The organism is Grimontia sp. SpTr1 (assembly GCF_947387585.1).
Lineage (GTDB): Bacteria > Pseudomonadota > Gammaproteobacteria > Enterobacterales > Vibrionaceae > Enterovibrio > Enterovibrio indicus.
This window is the reverse complement of sequence record NZ_CANDOD010000008.1, coordinates 134,952-151,487: the sequence shown is the minus strand read 5'-3', so window position 1 is coordinate 151,487 and position 16,536 is coordinate 134,952. Positions and strand designations below refer to the sequence as shown.

Annotated in this window: 14 protein-coding genes; 5 read left to right on the top strand and 9 right to left on the bottom strand. The window is 50.7% G+C overall.

The genetic code is table 11. The features are described from left to right. Positions 1-11: 11 nt before the first annotated feature. From ribD to glyA, 3 genes are all read right to left on the bottom strand, one after another. On the bottom strand, positions 12-1,130 hold the full coding sequence (ribD, locus tag QL223_RS13230) for a bifunctional diaminohydroxyphosphoribosylaminopyrimidine deaminase/5-amino-6-(5-phosphoribosylamino)uracil reductase RibD (protein WP_281545020.1): 1,119 nt from the start codon (positions 1,128-1,130) through the stop codon (positions 12-14). An 8-nt stretch (positions 1,131-1,138) separates the two neighbouring features. After that, positions 1,139-1,588 (bottom strand): transcriptional regulator NrdR, encoded by a 450-nt coding sequence (nrdR, locus tag QL223_RS13225; RefSeq protein WP_002536993.1) that lies wholly within the window; start codon positions 1,586-1,588, stop codon positions 1,139-1,141. A gap of 121 nt (positions 1,589-1,709) precedes the next feature. After that, the gene (glyA, locus tag QL223_RS13220; RefSeq protein WP_002536991.1) at positions 1,710-2,960 is read right to left on the bottom strand and encodes a serine hydroxymethyltransferase; all 1,251 of its coding nucleotides are present in this window, start codon (positions 2,958-2,960) and stop codon (positions 1,710-1,712) included. Positions 2,961-3,479: 519 nt separating this feature from the next. On the opposite strand from glyA, the gene QL223_RS13215 reads away from it, so the two are divergent. After that, entirely contained in the window at positions 3,480-4,085 is a 606-nt protein-coding gene (locus QL223_RS13215; protein WP_002536989.1) for a YitT family protein, read from the top strand. Between the two features lie 63 nt (positions 4,086-4,148). On the opposite strand, the gene glnB is transcribed toward QL223_RS13215, so the two are convergent. The 3 genes from glnB to purL form a co-directional block, all read right to left on the bottom strand. Beyond that, positions 4,149-4,487 carry a nitrogen regulatory protein P-II gene (gene glnB / locus QL223_RS13210; RefSeq protein WP_002536987.1) on the bottom strand — a complete coding sequence of 113 codons (339 nt, stop codon included), beginning with the start codon at positions 4,485-4,487 and terminating at the stop codon, positions 4,149-4,151. Positions 4,488-4,579: 92 nt separating this feature from the next. Beyond that, entirely contained in the window at positions 4,580-5,017 is a 438-nt protein-coding gene (locus tag QL223_RS13205; RefSeq protein WP_002536985.1) for a GNAT family N-acetyltransferase, read from the bottom strand. Positions 5,018-5,145: 128 nt separating this feature from the next. Continuing rightward, positions 5,146-9,054 carry a phosphoribosylformylglycinamidine synthase gene (gene purL, locus QL223_RS13200; RefSeq protein WP_281545019.1) on the bottom strand — a complete coding sequence of 1,303 codons (3,909 nt, stop codon included), beginning with the start codon at positions 9,052-9,054 and terminating at the stop codon, positions 5,146-5,148. Between the two features lie 299 nt (positions 9,055-9,353). On the opposite strand from purL, the gene mltF reads away from it, so the two are divergent. Further along, positions 9,354-10,913, top strand: a complete 1,560-nt coding sequence (gene mltF, locus QL223_RS13195) for a membrane-bound lytic murein transglycosylase MltF (RefSeq protein WP_281545018.1) — start codon at positions 9,354-9,356, stop codon at positions 10,911-10,913. 102 nt (positions 10,914-11,015) lie between these two features. Further along, positions 11,016-11,177 carry a hypothetical protein gene (locus QL223_RS13190; protein ID WP_002536980.1) on the top strand — a complete coding sequence of 54 codons (162 nt, stop codon included), beginning with the start codon at positions 11,016-11,018 and terminating at the stop codon, positions 11,175-11,177. Here the strand turns inward: QL223_RS13190 and tadA are convergent. After that, a complete protein-coding gene (gene tadA / locus QL223_RS13185; protein WP_281545017.1) occupies positions 11,174-11,692 on the bottom strand; it encodes a tRNA adenosine(34) deaminase TadA in 519 nt (172 codons plus the stop codon). The genes QL223_RS13190 and tadA overlap by 4 nt on opposite strands. A gap of 54 nt (positions 11,693-11,746) precedes the next feature. Next, positions 11,747-12,631: a LysR family transcriptional regulator gene (locus QL223_RS13180; RefSeq protein WP_002536977.1), complete on the bottom strand. Its 885-nt coding sequence runs from the start codon at positions 12,629-12,631 to the stop codon at positions 11,747-11,749. A gap of 172 nt (positions 12,632-12,803) precedes the next feature. On the opposite strand from QL223_RS13180, the gene QL223_RS13175 reads away from it, so the two are divergent. Both QL223_RS13175 and fghA read left to right on the top strand, forming a co-directional pair. Then, positions 12,804-13,934, top strand: a complete 1,131-nt coding sequence (locus QL223_RS13175; protein ID WP_002536976.1) for an S-(hydroxymethyl)glutathione dehydrogenase/class III alcohol dehydrogenase — start codon at positions 12,804-12,806, stop codon at positions 13,932-13,934. A 59-nt stretch (positions 13,935-13,993) separates the two neighbouring features. Beyond that, positions 13,994-14,836 carry an S-formylglutathione hydrolase gene (fghA, locus tag QL223_RS13170; RefSeq protein WP_281545016.1) on the top strand — a complete coding sequence of 281 codons (843 nt, stop codon included), beginning with the start codon at positions 13,994-13,996 and terminating at the stop codon, positions 14,834-14,836. 59 nt (positions 14,837-14,895) lie between these two features. Here the strand turns inward: fghA and QL223_RS13165 are convergent, their stop codons facing one another. Next, positions 14,896-16,452 (bottom strand): AbgT family transporter, encoded by a 1,557-nt coding sequence (locus tag QL223_RS13165; RefSeq protein ID WP_046302733.1) that lies wholly within the window; start codon positions 16,450-16,452, stop codon positions 14,896-14,898. Positions 16,453-16,536: the final 84 nt, after the last annotated feature.

Sequence of the window (16,536 nt, the reverse complement as noted above, 5' to 3'; positions counted from 1 at the left end):
CGCTTTGATTGTTACTTTGGCTGTGTTTTTTGCATGCGAAGACGCACATCATCGCCGATACAGGTCACGTCTGTCAGTTCGAAGGCTGGCACCTGACTCATACAGGTCATGCCCTGCAAGTTCACCAAAGCACGACTGTCGCTTCCCATTAGTTTAGGGGCCTGATAGATAATCAGCTCATCCACCAAGCCAGCCTTCAGAAGACTACCCGCCAGAGTCGCGCCCGCTTCCACCCAGATATGATTGATGCCATGAGATGCCAAGGCACGCAGAGCGCTATTAAGATCAAGCTGTCCCGCTTCTTTGGCGACGGTAAGCAGTTTTACCGTGTCATTACCTGAATCAGCTTGAGATGCAGTCACAATAATAACGTCACCTTCCAACGAGAAAAGATGGGCGTTATCACTCACCTTCCTTTGAGTATCCAGTATCACGCGTACCGGTTGTCGCAAGTCGTCTTGGGCATACTCCGCTTTAACGGCATCAGGCAGTTGTTCCCAACGCACGTTAAGAGACGGATTGTCGTCCAGTACCGTCTGACTGGTTGAGAGAATGGCACCTGCTTGAGCACGAAACACCTGCACATCGGCGCGGGCTTCATCCCCGGTGATCCATTTACTCTGACCATTTGCCAGCGCCGTGCGACCGTCAAGACTGGAGGCAAGCTTTAACTGTACAAACGGCAAACCAGTTTTCATTACTTTGATAAAACCGGGATTCAGTGCTTCAGCTTGTGCCTGCATTAAACCTACATCAACCTGAATACCCTCATCACGCATACGCTGTATACCGCGCCCTGCCACTTTTGGGTTTGGATCGACCATGGCACAAACGACACGGCTGACACCCGCAGCAATCAATGCATCAGCACAAGGAGGAGTGCGCCCGTAATGGGAGCATGGCTCAAGGGTGACATAGGCTGTGGCGCCTTTGGCGTTTTCACCTGCAGCACGAAGGGCGTGCACTTCTGCGTGCGGTTCACCGGCACGGAAGTGAAAACCTTCGCCGACAATGTCATCACCCTGAGTGACGACACAACCAACGCTAGGGTTAGGCGCGGTGGTATAGATGCCGCGTTTTGCCAGCTCGATGGCTCGCAGCATCATTTGAGAATCAAAAATTGAAAACATGTATCCGCTTATTTTTCCAGGCGGGCGATTTCTTCACCGAAGTCTCGGATATCTTCAAAGCTGTGGTACACAGACGCAAAGCGAATGTAAGCGACTTTATCGAGTTCTTTCAGCGCATCCATCACCAAATTGCCTACCAGCGTCGAAGACACTTCACGTTCGCCCGTTGCGCGAATCGTTGATTTGATGGTGTTAATAGACTTTTCGATATCGTCCGTGCTCACCGGGCGCTTTTCAAGAGCTCGCTGAATACCGCCACGCAATTTATCTTCGTTAAATGGCTCTCGGTTGCCATTGGTCTTGATGATACGCGGCATCACCAGCTCTGCAGTTTCAAACGTAGTATAACGTTCGTTACACGCCAAACACTGGCGACGACGACGCACCTGATGGCCGTCTGCGACCAGTCGTGAATCAATGACCTTGGTGTCATTCGCACCACAAAATGGACAGTGCATCTCGCCTCCTTAAACAATTGGTGAACAGTGTAACCGATTTGCAGACCTGAGAAAGCGCGAAAGTGGTGAAAACAGGCACAAAAAAAGCACCCGAAGGTGCTTTTTTCAATCAGATAACGTCTTATGCGTAAACTGGCAGACGTTTACAGATTTCCAGTACTTTCGCTTTCGTCGCTTCAATCACTTCCTGGCTTTCGATGTTGTCCAGAACATCACACATCCAGTTAGCCAATTCTTTCGCGTCATCTTGCGTGAAACCACGACGGGTGATCGCTGGAGAACCAACGCGGATACCAGAAGTCACGAATGGGCTACGTGGGTCGTTAGGAACACTGTTCTTGTTCACAGTGATGTTCGCGGCACCCAGTGCTGCGTCCGCTTCTTTACCCGTGATGTTCTTGTCGATCAGGTCAACCAGGAACAGGTGGTTTTCAGTACCGTTAGATACCACTTTGTAGCCACGCTCTTGGAACTGTGCAACCATCGCTTTAGCGTTGTCTACTACGCGCTGCTGGTACGCTTTGAACTCTGGTTCCATCGCTTCTTTGAACGCAACCGCTTTTGCAGCGATAACGTGCATCAGAGGACCACCCTGACCGCCAGGGAATACCGCTGAGTTCAGCTTCTTGTACATGTCTTCGCCTGCGTTAGACAGGATCAGACCGCCACGAGGACCCGCCAGCGTTTTGTGCGTAGTTGTGGTCACAATGTGTGCGTGTGGGATTGGCGTTGGGTATACACCCGCTGCAATCAGACCCGCTACGTGCGCCATGTCAACGAACAGGTAAGCACCTGCTTTGTCAGCGATTTCGCGCATGCGCGCCCAGTCAACGATTTGCGAGTACGCAGAGAAACCACCGATGATCATCTTAGGCTTGTGCTCAAGCGCCAGCGCTTCCATTTCGTCGTAGTTGATTTGGCCAGCTTCGTCGATACCGTAAGGAATCACGTTGTAGTGCTTACCAGAGAAGTTAACTGGTGAACCGTGAGTCAGGTGACCACCATGAGCCAGGCTCATGCCCAGAACGGTGTCGCCTGGGTTCAGCAGCGCCATGTAAACCGCGCTGTTTGCTTGAGAACCTGAGTGTGGCTGAACGTTCGCATACTCTGCACCGAACAACTCACACGCGCGGTCGATTGCCAGCGCTTCTGCTTTGTCTACGTACTCACAACCGCCGTAGTAGCGCTTGCCTGGGTAGCCTTCCGCATATTTGTTAGTCAGTTGGGAACCTTGCGCTTCCATAACGCGAGGGCTGGTGTAGTTCTCTGACGCGATGAGCTCGATGTGCTCTTCCTGACGTGCAGTTTCTTCCTGGATCGCGGCAAACAGCTCCGCATCGTAATCAGCGATGTTCATGTCACGCTTTAGCATCTGTATCTCCTGACTCAGATAGTTCCCTGGGTACCAAGTTGACCGGATAACTCGCCTAGGCAAATCATCGGGTCAACCTGGTTTGGGTTGATTTACACCAAATTAAAAACGCCAGTATCCATGCGGACGCAAACGTTTTCGTCATTGCATTCCTATTGGCTGCGATTCTACAAAATTTGTTGCGCAACAGGTAGTAGGAATCACATTTTTTTTGCCTGACTGAACATGGTCTTTTCTCATTCCAATCATGAATTGAATTCACATTGACCAATGTCACAGACTGTAAACCACAAATCTTTACACCTCGTAAGCTGCTGCTGACACAAGCGCTTACGCGAGTTTACCCCGACTCTTTCCTCCCTTATGCAATCTCATTAAGATGCCCTGCTTTTCATCTATTTACTGTGAAAGCGACACCGCGGAATGATTCCAGAGAGAATCAAACATCCCGGATTTTTGTGAGTACATTCTTGCGTCGTGAATCCCTTTAAAAACGACACATTTTTAGGAGTTATTGCGTTGAGTTATCAGCCCAAACATTCACAGTTTGAAGACATGATTGCCGTCCTGTCCGGTGCGTTCATTGTGGCGCAGGGTGTTTATTTCCTGCAGCAGGCAGGTTTGCTTACTGGCGGTACGACAGGTCTGGCACTTTTGATCACCCAGTTTACCGACCTCTCATTCGGTACCATTTACTTTCTGATGAACGTGCCTTTCTACATTATGGGATGGCAGCGTTTTGGTACCCAGTTTGCCCTTCGTAGTGTCTTTGCAGGTGGCATGGTGTCGTTAATCGTCGACCACATTTCACATGTATTTACTATTGGCTGGCTACAACCCCTGTATTGCGGTTTGATTGGCGGATTGCTAATGGGTGTGGGCATGTTGATGATCTTCCGCCATAACGCAAGTCTCGGGGGCTTCAATGTGCTGGCGCTTTACTGTCAGGACAAGTTCGGCGTTCGTGCGGGCAATGTACAGATGGCAATTGATATTGCCATCCTGCTTGCTTCATTTTTCTTTGTTTCGCCATGGCTGCTAGCGTGCTCTGTTGTTGGCGCTTTTGTTCTGAACCTGGTGCTGACTATGAACCACAGACCCGACCGTTACGTGGTCTGCTATTAAGTCAGGTAATCCAAACGAAAAAGCCTCCCGATTGGGAGGCTTTTAAACTTGGATGAGAGACGATTAAATCGCTTCTTCGTCTTCTTCACCAGTACGGATACGCACGACGCGCTCTACGTCAGTGACGAAGATCTTACCATCACCGATCTTGCCAGTTTGTGCTGTTTGCACAATGGTCTCAACGCACTGGTCTGCGGCATCAGCAGCCACGACGATTTCCAATTTTACTTTTGGCAGGAAGTCCACCATGTACTCCGCACCACGGTACAACTCGGTGTGACCTTTTTGGCGCCCGAAACCTTTAACTTCCGAAACTGTCATACCCGTAATACCGACTTCCGCCAGTGCTTCGCGCACGTCGTCAAGCTTGAACGGCTTGATAATCGCTTCAATTTTTTTCATGTCTCATTCCCTTAAATTCTGCATTGCGCAACATCACTAATTGTAACCCTACACTGTTCCGTTGGCGCGGTTTTCCTTAACAATTTCCCGTATTAAACCAGAGACTTCTTCCATGTCGTGGTTTTGGTCTCGCCACACGCAAAGGGTGGCTCATAGCCGGAGTTGGTCAACAGTGCCTGCATAGGTTTACGTCCGATCACCGCACCGCAGTCCACTTTTAACTCACATGCCACCGTTGCTGCATAAGCTTCCAATGCATTTAGCAAGTTTTTACCAATGCCTTGAAGGCGGCTCGCCTGATCGACTTCAAGCAGGGTCAAGGTCGCATCTTCCACCATGATGCCGTTATGGCGCTTTTCATGTTGAAGCACAGCCACAGCAACAGGTTCACCCTCTTTTTCGGCAACCAACATAGGGAGCTCTTTCGTCGATTCAGGATCGTTCAGTTTTGCCAGCGAGGGAAAACGGCACTGCAGGGATTCCGGCACCTGTCCGGATGGAATAAGCGTAAAGCTGATTGCACTGTCCATTGCATTTCTCTCCATAAAATTGCCGGAACACTTTACCCTTTCGCCGATACCGGATGCAATCGGATAAAAAAACCGCCACCAGAAGGTAGCGGCTTGTGTCACAAGTTTGGCGTTTAAAACGTCCTGAGTTAACCCAGCTTGACGCGCGCGTTGCGGAACATACGCATCCAAGGGCTATCTTCCCCCCAGTTATCTGGGTGCCATGAGTTCGCCACAGTCCGGAATACACGCTCAGGGTGCGGCATCATGATAGTCACACGACCGTCACGGGTGGTGAGGCCAGTGATACCGTTTGGAGAACCGTTCGGGTTGGCAGGGTAATCCTGCGTGACCTTGCCGAAGTTATCCAGATAACGCAGTGCGACCGTGCCTGATTGCTCAATCGCAGCCAGATGCTCTGCATCACGCACTTCCACACGGCCTTCGCCATGAGAAACCGCGATAGGCATGTGAGAGCCCGCCATACCGCTCAGGAACAGCGATGGGTTTTCCTGAACCTGAACCAAGCTGAAACGTGCTTCAAAACGCTCAGATTCGTTGCGGACGAAACGCGGCCACAAATCAGCACCTGGGATCAAATCGTGCAGGTTAGACAGCATCTGACAGCCGTTACACACGCCCAGAGCGAACGAGTCGCCACGGTGGAAGAAACGTTCGAATTGGTCGCGTGCCTGGTCGTTGAACAGGATAGATTTCGCCCAGCCTTCACCTGCACCCAGTACGTCACCGTAAGAGAAGCCACCACATGCCACCAGACCGTTGAACTCGTCCAGCGAGATATTGCCTGCCAACACGTCACTCATGTGAACGTCTTTAGCATCAAAGCCAGCACGGTCAAACGCCGCTGCCATTTCAACATGGGAGTTCACGCCCTGCTCACGCAAAATTGCCATTTGAGGACGTGCACCCGTTGCGATAAATGGTGCCGCGACATCTTCCTGAACATCGAAGGTCAGGTTAGCTGACAAGCCTGGGTCAGTAACGTCTTTCTTCGCATCAAATTCTTGCTGAGCACCGCGTGGGTTATCACGCATTGCCTGCATTTGGTAAGTGGTTTCCGCCCAAATGGTACGAAGCTCAGTGCGGTTCTGATCCAGCACCAATGCATCACTATTCCAGATACGAACAGCATCGTCTTCTGTCAGGGTACCAATCACATGGCTACAGGTTTCCAGACCGTATGCAGAAAGCGTCGACAGCACAGAATCCAGATCTTCGGTGCGAACCTGAACCACAGCGCCCAGTTCTTCGTTGAACAGCGCTGCCAGCTCATCGCTGCACTCGCCTTCAGCAGACAGGGTGTTGATATCCACTTCCACGCCAACGTGACCAGCAAACGCCATTTCCGCCAGCGTCACATAAAGGCCACCGTCACCACGGTCATGGTAAGCCAGCAATTTTTCGTCGCGAACCAGCGTTTGCATTGCATTGAAGAAGCCTTTCAGCAGCTCTGGGCTGTCAACATCAGCAGGCTTATCACCCAACTGTTTGTAAACCTGCGCAAGCGCGGTGGCACCCATGCGGTTCTGGCCTTGGCCAAGGTCGACAAGAACCAGTGCGCTGTCGCCTTTGTCAGTGCGAAGCTGAGGCGTGACTGTCTTGCGTACATCTTCGACACGACCGAACGCGGTAATGATAAGAGACAGTGGCGAAGTGTTTTCTTTCTGCTCACCGTTTTCGTCCCAGCGGGTCTTCATCGACATCGAGTCTTTACCCACAGGAATAGTCAGATCCAGAGCTGGACACAGCTCTTCACCCACCGCTTTCACTGCTTCATACAGACCAGCATCTTCTCCCGGGTGGCCCGCTGCTGCCATCCAGTTTGCAGACAGCTTGATGCGCTTCAGATCGCCGATGTCAGAACAGGCAATGTTAGTCAGGGACTCAGCGACTGCCAGACGCGCAGACGCAGCAAAGTCCAGCAGTGCAACCGGCGTGCGCTCACCCATCGACATGGCTTCACCGTGGTAAGTGTCGTAGCTTGCTGCCGTTACCGCACAGTTCGCCACAGGCACCTGCCAAGGACCGACCATTTGGTCACGCGCAACCAAACCGGTTACGGTGCGGTCACCGATGGTGATAAGGAAGGTTTTCTCTGCAACCGAAGGCAAACGCAACACACGCTGAGTAGCTTCTTCAATATTGATGCCGTCACGGGCAATTGTCTGACCTTCCACTTTCAGAGAGGCCACATCACGATGCATTTTCGGTGGCTTGCCAAGCAGAATGTCCATTGGCATGTCGATTGGTGTGTTGTCGAAGTGGCTGTCTTCCAGCGTCAGATGACGCTCTTCTGTCGCTTCACCTACCACTGCATATGGCGCGCGTTCGCGCTTACAGATGGCATCGAACACATCCATGTTTTCTGGCGCAACCGCCATCACATAACGTTCTTGAGATTCGTTACACCAGATTGCCAGTGGGCTCATACCCGGCTCGTCATTCGGTACGTCACGCAGTTGGAATTTACCGCCGCGCTCGCCGTCATCCACCAGCTCAGGCAAGGCATTCGAAATACCACCCGCGCCCACATCGTGGATAAAGGCAATTGGGTTTTGCTCGCCAAGCTGCCAACAGCGGTCAATCACTTCCTGACAGCGGCGTTCCATCTCAGGGTTTTCACGCTGAACAGAAGCAAAATCCAGATCTTCGGTCGACTGACCAGACGCCATTGAAGACGCGGCACCACCGCCCAAACCGATATTCATCGCAGGGCCGCCAAGAACAATAAGCTTCGCGCCAACTGGGATTTCTTTTTTCTGTACGTGCTGGTCACGGATGTTACCCATGCCGCCCGCAATCATGATTGGCTTGTGGTAACCACGTACTTCTTCACCGTTGTGCGAGGTCACCTTTTCCTCGTAAGTACGGAAGTAACCCAGCAGGTTCGGACGACCAAATTCGTTGTTAAATGCGGCGCCACCCAGAGGGCCTTCCAACATAATATCCAGCGCATTAACGATGCGGTTTGGCTTGCCGAAATCAGTTTCCCAAGGCTGCTCAAAGCCAGGGATACGCAGGTTTGATACCGTGAAGCCCACCAGACCCGCTTTTGGCTTACCACCGATACCGGTTGCGCCTTCATCACGGATTTCACCGCCAGAGCCGGTTGAAGCGCCAGGCCATGGAGAAATCGCCGTTGGGTGGTTGTGGGTTTCCACTTTCATCAGGATATGTGCGTCTTCCTGATGGTAATCATATTGGCGTGACTCTGGATTCGGGAAGAATCGACCCACATTAGAACCTGTCATCACAGCTGCGTTGTCTTTGTAAGCTGACAACACGTATTCACTGTTATGTTCAAACGTATTCTTGATCATCTTGAACAGGCTCTTTGGCTGTTCAACACCATCGATGGTCCAGTCCGCATTGAAAATCTTGTGACGACAATGCTCAGAGTTTGCCTGTGCAAACATCATGAGTTCGATGTCGTTCGGGTTACGACCCAGCTTGGTGAAGCTTGCCACCAAGTAATCAATTTCGTCTTCCGCCAACGCCAGACCCAACTCAACGTTGGCTTTTTCCAGTGCTTCGCGTCCGCCACCCAAGACATCTATTGCCGTCATTGGTGCAGGCGTTGCCGCTTGGAACAATGCAGAAGCTTCGTCGAACTGACCAAATACCACTTCCATCATACGATCGTGAAGCAGGCCAACCAGCGTTTTTTGCTGAGCTTCTGACAGTTCACCAGACAACTCAACATAGTAAGCTGTGCCACGCTCAAGACGTTTGATTTGGGCTAAGCCACAGTTGCGGGCAATGTCGGTAGCTTTAGAAGACCATGGGGAAATGGTGCCGGGGCGCGGTGTAACAAGGAAGAGGGTTCCTGTAGGCGCATGCTCTGCGATCGTTGGACCATAAGTAAGCAAGCGATCCAGTTTTTGCTTCTCGTCCTCACTCAAAGGCGCGCTGAGATCAGCAAAGTGGGTATACTCAGCATAGAGGCTGGTCACAGGCAAATCATTGGCTTTGCAGCTTTCCAGCAGTTTTTGGACTCGAAATTCGGACAGAGCGGGGGAACCACGCAAAATTTCCATGTGCGTACGTCTCTCGGTTAGCGGTGAATTAAAGTAATATTGACCTAACCCCATGATTTACATTGCGCAAATGAGATGGGAAAGCCATGTCGATACCACTTCTAAAGGCTTCGGGGCGGTATTATAGGGGAAAAAAGTGAGCGACGTAACACTTGACGCAACCGTTTGCGTAACTTTTTTTGACTGGCGTTTATTGTCACTATTCTGAGGATTCCCCAAGTAACGGTTGCAGCTTAACTTTCCGCATACGGCGAGCTTTGATATAACAGTCTTCAAACTTTAGAGGTAGGCATAACTTTTTGAACTCGAACGCTGTAAAACGAACCTATCAACTACTTACCGGTTTTTTCCTGATGCTTTTCCTCGCAGGCTGCGAGTGGAAGTATGATGACAGAACCGCGCTGGAAAAAATCCGCGACCGCGGCGTATTGCGCGTGGGCACGCTAAATAACCAGCTTTCTTACTACATTGGTCCCGATGGCCCAACCGGCCTCGACTATGAACTGGCCTCACAGTTTGCACAAAGCCTGGGCGTCAAACTTGAGATGCAACCAGCCTATACCCTGTCAGGTCTGTTCCCTGCCGTAGAGCGTGGTGATGTTGATATCATCGCAGCTGGCTTAACCATCACCAAAGACCGTCTGGAACATTTCCGCCCTGGGCCTGCTTATTACTATGTTAGTCAGCAGTTGGTATACAAAAACGGTCACTGGCGTCCGCGTAATCTGACCGAACTCAATAAAGACGGCGCGCGCGTTGCTGTGGTGGAAGGTTCAAGCCATGCTCTGACTCTTCAAGCCATTCAGCGTGAATACCCAGAACTTGTTTGGGAAAGCGTCAAAGACACTGACGACGATGAGCTGCTCAAACAAGTCGCTGACGGTAAGCTGGATTTTACCATTGCCGATTCCGTGGACATTGCACTCGTGCAACGTACCCACCCTTCCATCACTATCGCCTTGAGCCTGACAGAAGATGAACCTGTCGCCTGGTTTATGAAGAAGTCTCAGGATGACAGTGTTTACGCTTTGATGATTGAGTTTTTCGGTAAGAAGACCCAAAGCGGTGAATTGGCGGCACTCGAAGAAAAGTACTTCGGCCACGTCGACAGCTTTGACTTTGTTGATACCCGCGCCTTCTTGCGAGCCATTGACTCCAAACTGCCTGAATGGGAGCCGCTGTTTAAGAAATACGCTGATGAGTTTGACTGGCGTCTGCTGGCTGCACTTTCCTATCAGGAATCTCACTGGAATCCCCGCGCTGTATCACCAACAGGGGTGCGTGGCATGATGATGCTGACACTGCCGACAGCAAAATCAGTGGGTGTGAAGAACCGACTCGACCCAGAGCAAAGCATTCGCGGTGGTGCCGAGTACCTGCGTAAAATGCTACATCGCGTACCTGACAGCGTTAACGAGCACGAAAAAATTTGGTTTGCGCTCGCTTCCTACAACATTGGTTTCGGCCACATGATGGATGCGCGACGCCTGACCAAGGCGCAAGGTGGGAACCCAGATTCGTGGGCCGATGTTAAACAACGTCTACCTCTGTTGGCGAAGCGCCAGTATTACAAACAAACCCGCTATGGCTTTGCGCGTGGTTATGAGGCGCTAAGCTATGTGGAAAATATTCGTCGTTACTACCAGAGTATGGTTGGCTATGAGCAAGATAAAGCAGAAGCCATCACTAGTGATGCAGCCGACGATCTGGAAGGCTTGCAAACCATCAAAGTGGAAGACGTACCTGGCGAAGGTGTCAGTGAAGTGATTGATACGCTTGAATCGACACCCGTGGCAGATGAAGCAGAGAGTGCGGGAAAAACACCAGAAACTCAGGAAAAAGCCGACACGAAGAACTAGGTTTATCAGAGAATCATGCTGTCATCGTGCTTTAATAAAGGACGACTATAAATATCAATAAGCGCAGCGGGGCTGCGCTTATTTTTTCAAAAGGAACGTACGATGTTTGCCAAGAAAAGAAAGGCACAAGCTAACTTTTCCCGTAACTCCAGCGCGGCGTCGAACCGTCGTAAACGCCAACGCAATGTAGCACTGAAGAAGGTGCTATGGCGTCAACGCACGTTCGCGATACGCGAATTCGCCATGATGGACGAGAGTTTTTAATGTTCGTCAGAAGGGCTTTGCGCAGCTTTACGCGCTTCTTTTTCCGCTTTCTTTTCTGAGCGACGACGGCGGAAAAATGCCTGCAGTTGCTCGCGACATTCCTCTTCCAACACCCCACCCTGATACTGAACATGATGGTTAACGCCGTCATAACTCAGCAAGTTCATGACACTTCCCGCCGCACCAGTCTTGTAATCGGGCGCGCCAAACACCACTTTGCCAATCCGGCTATGCACCATGGCGGACGCACACATTGGGCAAGGCTCCAAGGTGACATAAAGCACCGCATCCAACAGGCGGTAGTTTTGCAATACTTTACCTGCCTGACGTAGCGCCATCATCTCCGCATGAGCGGTGGCATCATGTTGGCCAATCAAGCGATTCCAGCCTTCTCCAATGACCACACCTTCATGCACGACAACTGCACCGACGGGAACCTCACCTTCGGACTCTGCTTTGCCCGCCAGCTCCATCGCCCGGCGCATAAATTGCTGATCTATTTCGCTCTGTGTCACTGTGTACTTTAACCTTACTCTTGCTATGCGGCGGAGTATATCACCCTATAGGCGCTATTCCTTAGGCTGATTTGCCAGTTTGGCCGCCAGAAAGTCCACCAATAGCTTGACACGAAGGGGCTGCAGACGGCGGTGTGGGAAAAGTGCCCAAATCCCCTCCTCCAAATCCTCATAGGCATTCAGTATTTTGACGACCTCACCGGAGCCCAAAGCCTCCTGCAAGTAGTAATCCGGAAGCTGGATTAGCCCATTACCGCGAGTTGCAGCATCGAGCAACGCAATACCACTGTTACAACGAAGGTTTCCGCGCACCCTTACTGTACGTTCTTTTCCTTCCTCTCTAAAACGCCAATAGTCGTGTTGCCCACGCAGGCAATTGTGTTGTGCCAGTTCAGAAAGGGTGTGGGGGGTACCAAATTTGGAAAGGTAATCCGGAGAACCACAGACAATAAGACGACGAGTGGCAAGACGCTTGCACACCATGGAAGAATCGACCAATCGCCCCAGTCTCAATGCGACATCACAAGATGAATCGACAAGGTCTAGCGTCGCATTGGTCAAATCTACCTCTATCTGAATTTCAGGATAGGCATCCATAAAATCCAGTATCAATGGCATGACTACTTTTTCCCCATAAGTTACCGGAGCAGTCAATTTGATATGGCCGTTTGGTGTTTCGTGTAACTGGGTGACTGCACTCTCTGCTTCTTTTAACCCGTCAGCCAGCAACCGACAATGCTGATAATAGATATCGCCTTCTTCTGTGGTCGATACCTTTCGCGTTGTACGAAACAAAAGCCGGGTATTAAGGCGCTCCTCGAGCAAAGCCACCTGCCTGCTCACATGTGCCGTTGAAGCTCCGAGACGGCTGGCCGCTTTGGTAAAGCTTGCCGTTTCGACCACGGCCAAAAACTCTGAAACCCCTTGCCAATCTGACATTATTTCTCACCAGTAAAAGTTAATTGCAACTTAAGTGGATTATCACACGAATAGAAATAAATAGACTATCACTCAAATTCAGCGTGTCACAAAAGTGAACTCGCTCCACCAAGATATATCGCCTAGGGTTAGACGTTAAGGGACTAGCCCTTTACTAATGAGGATGCTTTCAATGGCAGAACAATTTATCAAATCACGCGCAGCAATTGCCTGGGAAGCCGGCAAACCACTTAGCATTGAAGAAGTGGATGTCATGCTGCCAAAAGCGGGCGAAGTACTGGTGCGTATTATCGCAACTGGCGTTTGCCACACCGATGCATTTACCCTGTCAGGTGATGACCCAGAAGGTATTTTCCCTGCAATTCTGGGCCATGAAGGTGGCGGTATTGTTGAACAAGTGGGTGAAGGTGTCACCAGCGTTCAAGTGGGTGATCATGTTATTCCCCTTTACACCCCAGAATGTGGCGAATGTAAGTTCTGTAAATCAGGTAAAACCAACCTGTGTCAGAAAATCCGTGAGACTCAAGGCAAAGGCCTGATGCCAGACGGCACCACCCGCTTTTACAAAGATGGTCAGCCAATCTACCACTACATGGGCTGCTCAACTTTCTCCGAGTACACAGTGTTGCCTGAGATTTCTCTGGCCAAAGTGAACAAAGATGCGCCGCTAGAGGAAGTATGTCTTCTCGGCTGTGGTGTGACCACCGGTATGGGCGCAGTGCTCAACACCGCTAAGGTCCAAAAAGGCGACACTGTGGCTGTGTTTGGTCTGGGTGGCATCGGTCTTTCAGCCATCATTGGCGCAGCAATGGCAGGTGCAAGCCGCATCATTGGTGTCGACATCAATGAGAGCAAGTTCGAGCTGGCTCAAAAGCTGGGAGCGACTGAGTGCATCAACCCAAGCAAGTACGACAAACCCATTCAGGACGTCATTGTTGAACTGACCGATGGCGGTGTGGATTATTCATTCGAATGTATCGGTAACGTTAATGTCATGCGTTCAGCACTCGAGTGCTGCCATAAAGGCTGGGGCGAGTCTGTCATCATCGGTGTTGCCGGTGCTGGTCAGGAAATCTCTACCCGTCCATTCCAACTGGTTACCGGTCGCGTATGGCGTGGTTCTGCATTCGGTGGTGTGAAAGGCCGTTCAGAGCTACCAGAGATCGTAGAGCGTTACATGGCGGGTGAATTCGCTTTGGATGACTTCATCACTCATACCATGGGTCTTGAAGGCATCAACGAAGCATTTGATCTGATGCACGAAGGTAAAAGCATCCGTACTGTTATTCACTACGACAAGTAAGCGCCGTTAAGTTAAAACCCCACGCAGGCGGCAGCTAACCGCCTGCTTTGGAGTCCTAAATGAGTCTTGAAAATATCAGCAGCAACCGCAGTTTTGGCGGCTGGCATAAGCAGTACACTCACACCTCGCGAACTGTTCATAGCAATATGCGTTTCGCCATTTTCTTGCCACCTCAAGCGTCAGAATCAAATCGTGTGCCGGTACTCTACTGGTTGTCAGGACTGACCTGCAGTGACGAAAACTTTATGCAGAAAGCCGGCGCACATCGTGTCGCTGCTGAGCTGGGTATTGCTATCGTTGCCCCTGACACCAGCCCACGTGGCGACAACATTCCTGATGACCCTGAAGGCGCGTACGATTTTGGTATCGGTGCTGGCTTCTACCTGAATGCTACCGAAGCACCATGGAACCGTTTCTACCATATGTACGATTACGTGGTGAAAGAACTTCCAGCCATTATTGAAGCACACTTCCCAGTCAGCGATGTGAAGGCTATTTCCGGCCATAGCATGGGTGGCCACGGTGCACTGACCATTGCGTTGAAAAACAGTGATGACTACCGTTCAGTCTCTGCCTTCAGCCCAATTGTGAATCCAGCTGCTGTCCCTTGGGGAGAAAAAGCCTTTACCAATTATTTAGGTGAAGATCGCCAAACTTGGCTGGAATACGACAGTTGCGCCTTAATCAAAAAAGCCGAGAAACACTTACCGATGCTGATTGATCAAGGTGATGGTGATCAGTTCCTGCATGAACAGCTGAAACCAGGCAACCTACTGCAAGCTGCAGAAGAAGCTGGTTATCCGCTGGAGCTTCGAATGCAGGAAGGCTACGACCACAGCTACTACTTCATTTCGAGCTTTATCGAAGATCATCTCCGGTTCCATGGAGAGCATTTGAAGTAATGCTTCAAACAACAAAAAACCCGGCCAAAGCCGGGTTTTTCTTTTCTTGCTGCGCCTGATCAGAAGCCCAGAGGAATGTTGAAGCTGAAGAACACAATCAGCAAGGTTGTCCATACGGTCAGGAATGCTGCTGAGTATGGCACCATCATCGCAATCACATCACCAAACGTCAGATCAGATTTGTACTTACGCATGAAGGCCAGAATCACACCTGCATAGGTCATCATTGGCGTGATGATGTTAGTCGACGAATCTGCTACGCGGTATGCGGCCGCCACCAGATCAGGCGTCATATTCGGGTTAACCTGATACAGCATAGGAACGAAAATTGGCCCCAGCAGCATCCACTTCGAAGTCAAGCCACCAACAAACAGGTTGATAATTGCAGTGGTAAGAATGAAGCCAATGATGAGCAGGATTGGGAAGTTTTCCAGACCCAGTGAAGACAAGGTGGTCGCACCTAGGTAAGTGATGTAAACACCCAAGCCTGAGTAACTCAGTACCGCCAGGAAGTTATGGCTGAAGAAAGTCAAAACCAGAACATAACCAAAGGTGTTCATCTGCTTCACCATGGCATTCACTACGTCTTGTAAAGACTTGAACTTGCCCGTGCTGTAACCAAAGCAAATACCCGTTACCGCAAACACCATCGCAATCAGCAGGATCACGTTGTTCATGTAAGGAGTGACTGTGCGGCCTGCCTCATTGGTGTATGGCGCAAGTGGACCCATTGCCAGCGCGACAATCGCAGCCAGAGAAGCAATCAGGCCGAGACCTGCAGCGCGCAGACCCTTTTGCTCGCTCTCGCTGACAGAGAAATCGCTCTGATCCAAGTCTTCAGGTAGCGTGTACTCCATCTTTTCCAAGCGAGGTGCGACAAAGCGTTTGGTGACCCAAGCACCCAGAATCGCCAGCATGAAGGTGGAAACAAAGATGAAGAAATAGTGCATGGTCGCAGGGTTTAGCACTTCACCTGCTGCGGTCTCAAAAGGCACGCCTTGAGATTCTGCAAACACACGTGCATTCAGACCAATAATGACGTCAACCGGGGTTGCAGGAATCAGGTTTGCACTAAAGCCCGCCGAAACACCTGCGAACGCAGCTGCCATACCGATCAGTGGGTTTTTACCCACACCTGCATACAACATACCCGCCAGAGGGATCAGTACCAGGTAGCCCGCATCCGTCGCGATGGAGCTCATGATACCCAGGAATACCAGCAGCATCGGCAGCCACTTCTCATTCAGGCGAAGGCCAACACGCTTAATCACTGCACCCAGAAGGCCAGAATTCTCAGCAATACCTACACCCAGCATCACCACAAGAATGACACCGAGTACGCCATGACCGAACGAAAGCCAGTTTTCAAGGATTGCATTGTCAAACATCCAGCGAACGTTTTCTGTTGCCAGCATGCTCTTCACAGTGTGACTGACAGGGTTACCATCTGCCCCTGTGGTTTGGAATTCCATTCCGCCGATCAAACCTGTAATGGCCAATGCAGCCACAAAAAGGAACATAAAAATGATCACCGGATCGGGGATTTTTTTACCTACGCGTTCAATAAACGCAATCGCGCCATTCTGTTGCGGCGCTCCTTGTGAAGCTTGACTCATGCCATACCACCTTTTCGATGAGTTCTAACCTTGATTGACCATTCGCCGAAACGAGCATGCGATGAAATCAGGTATATCCGTTAC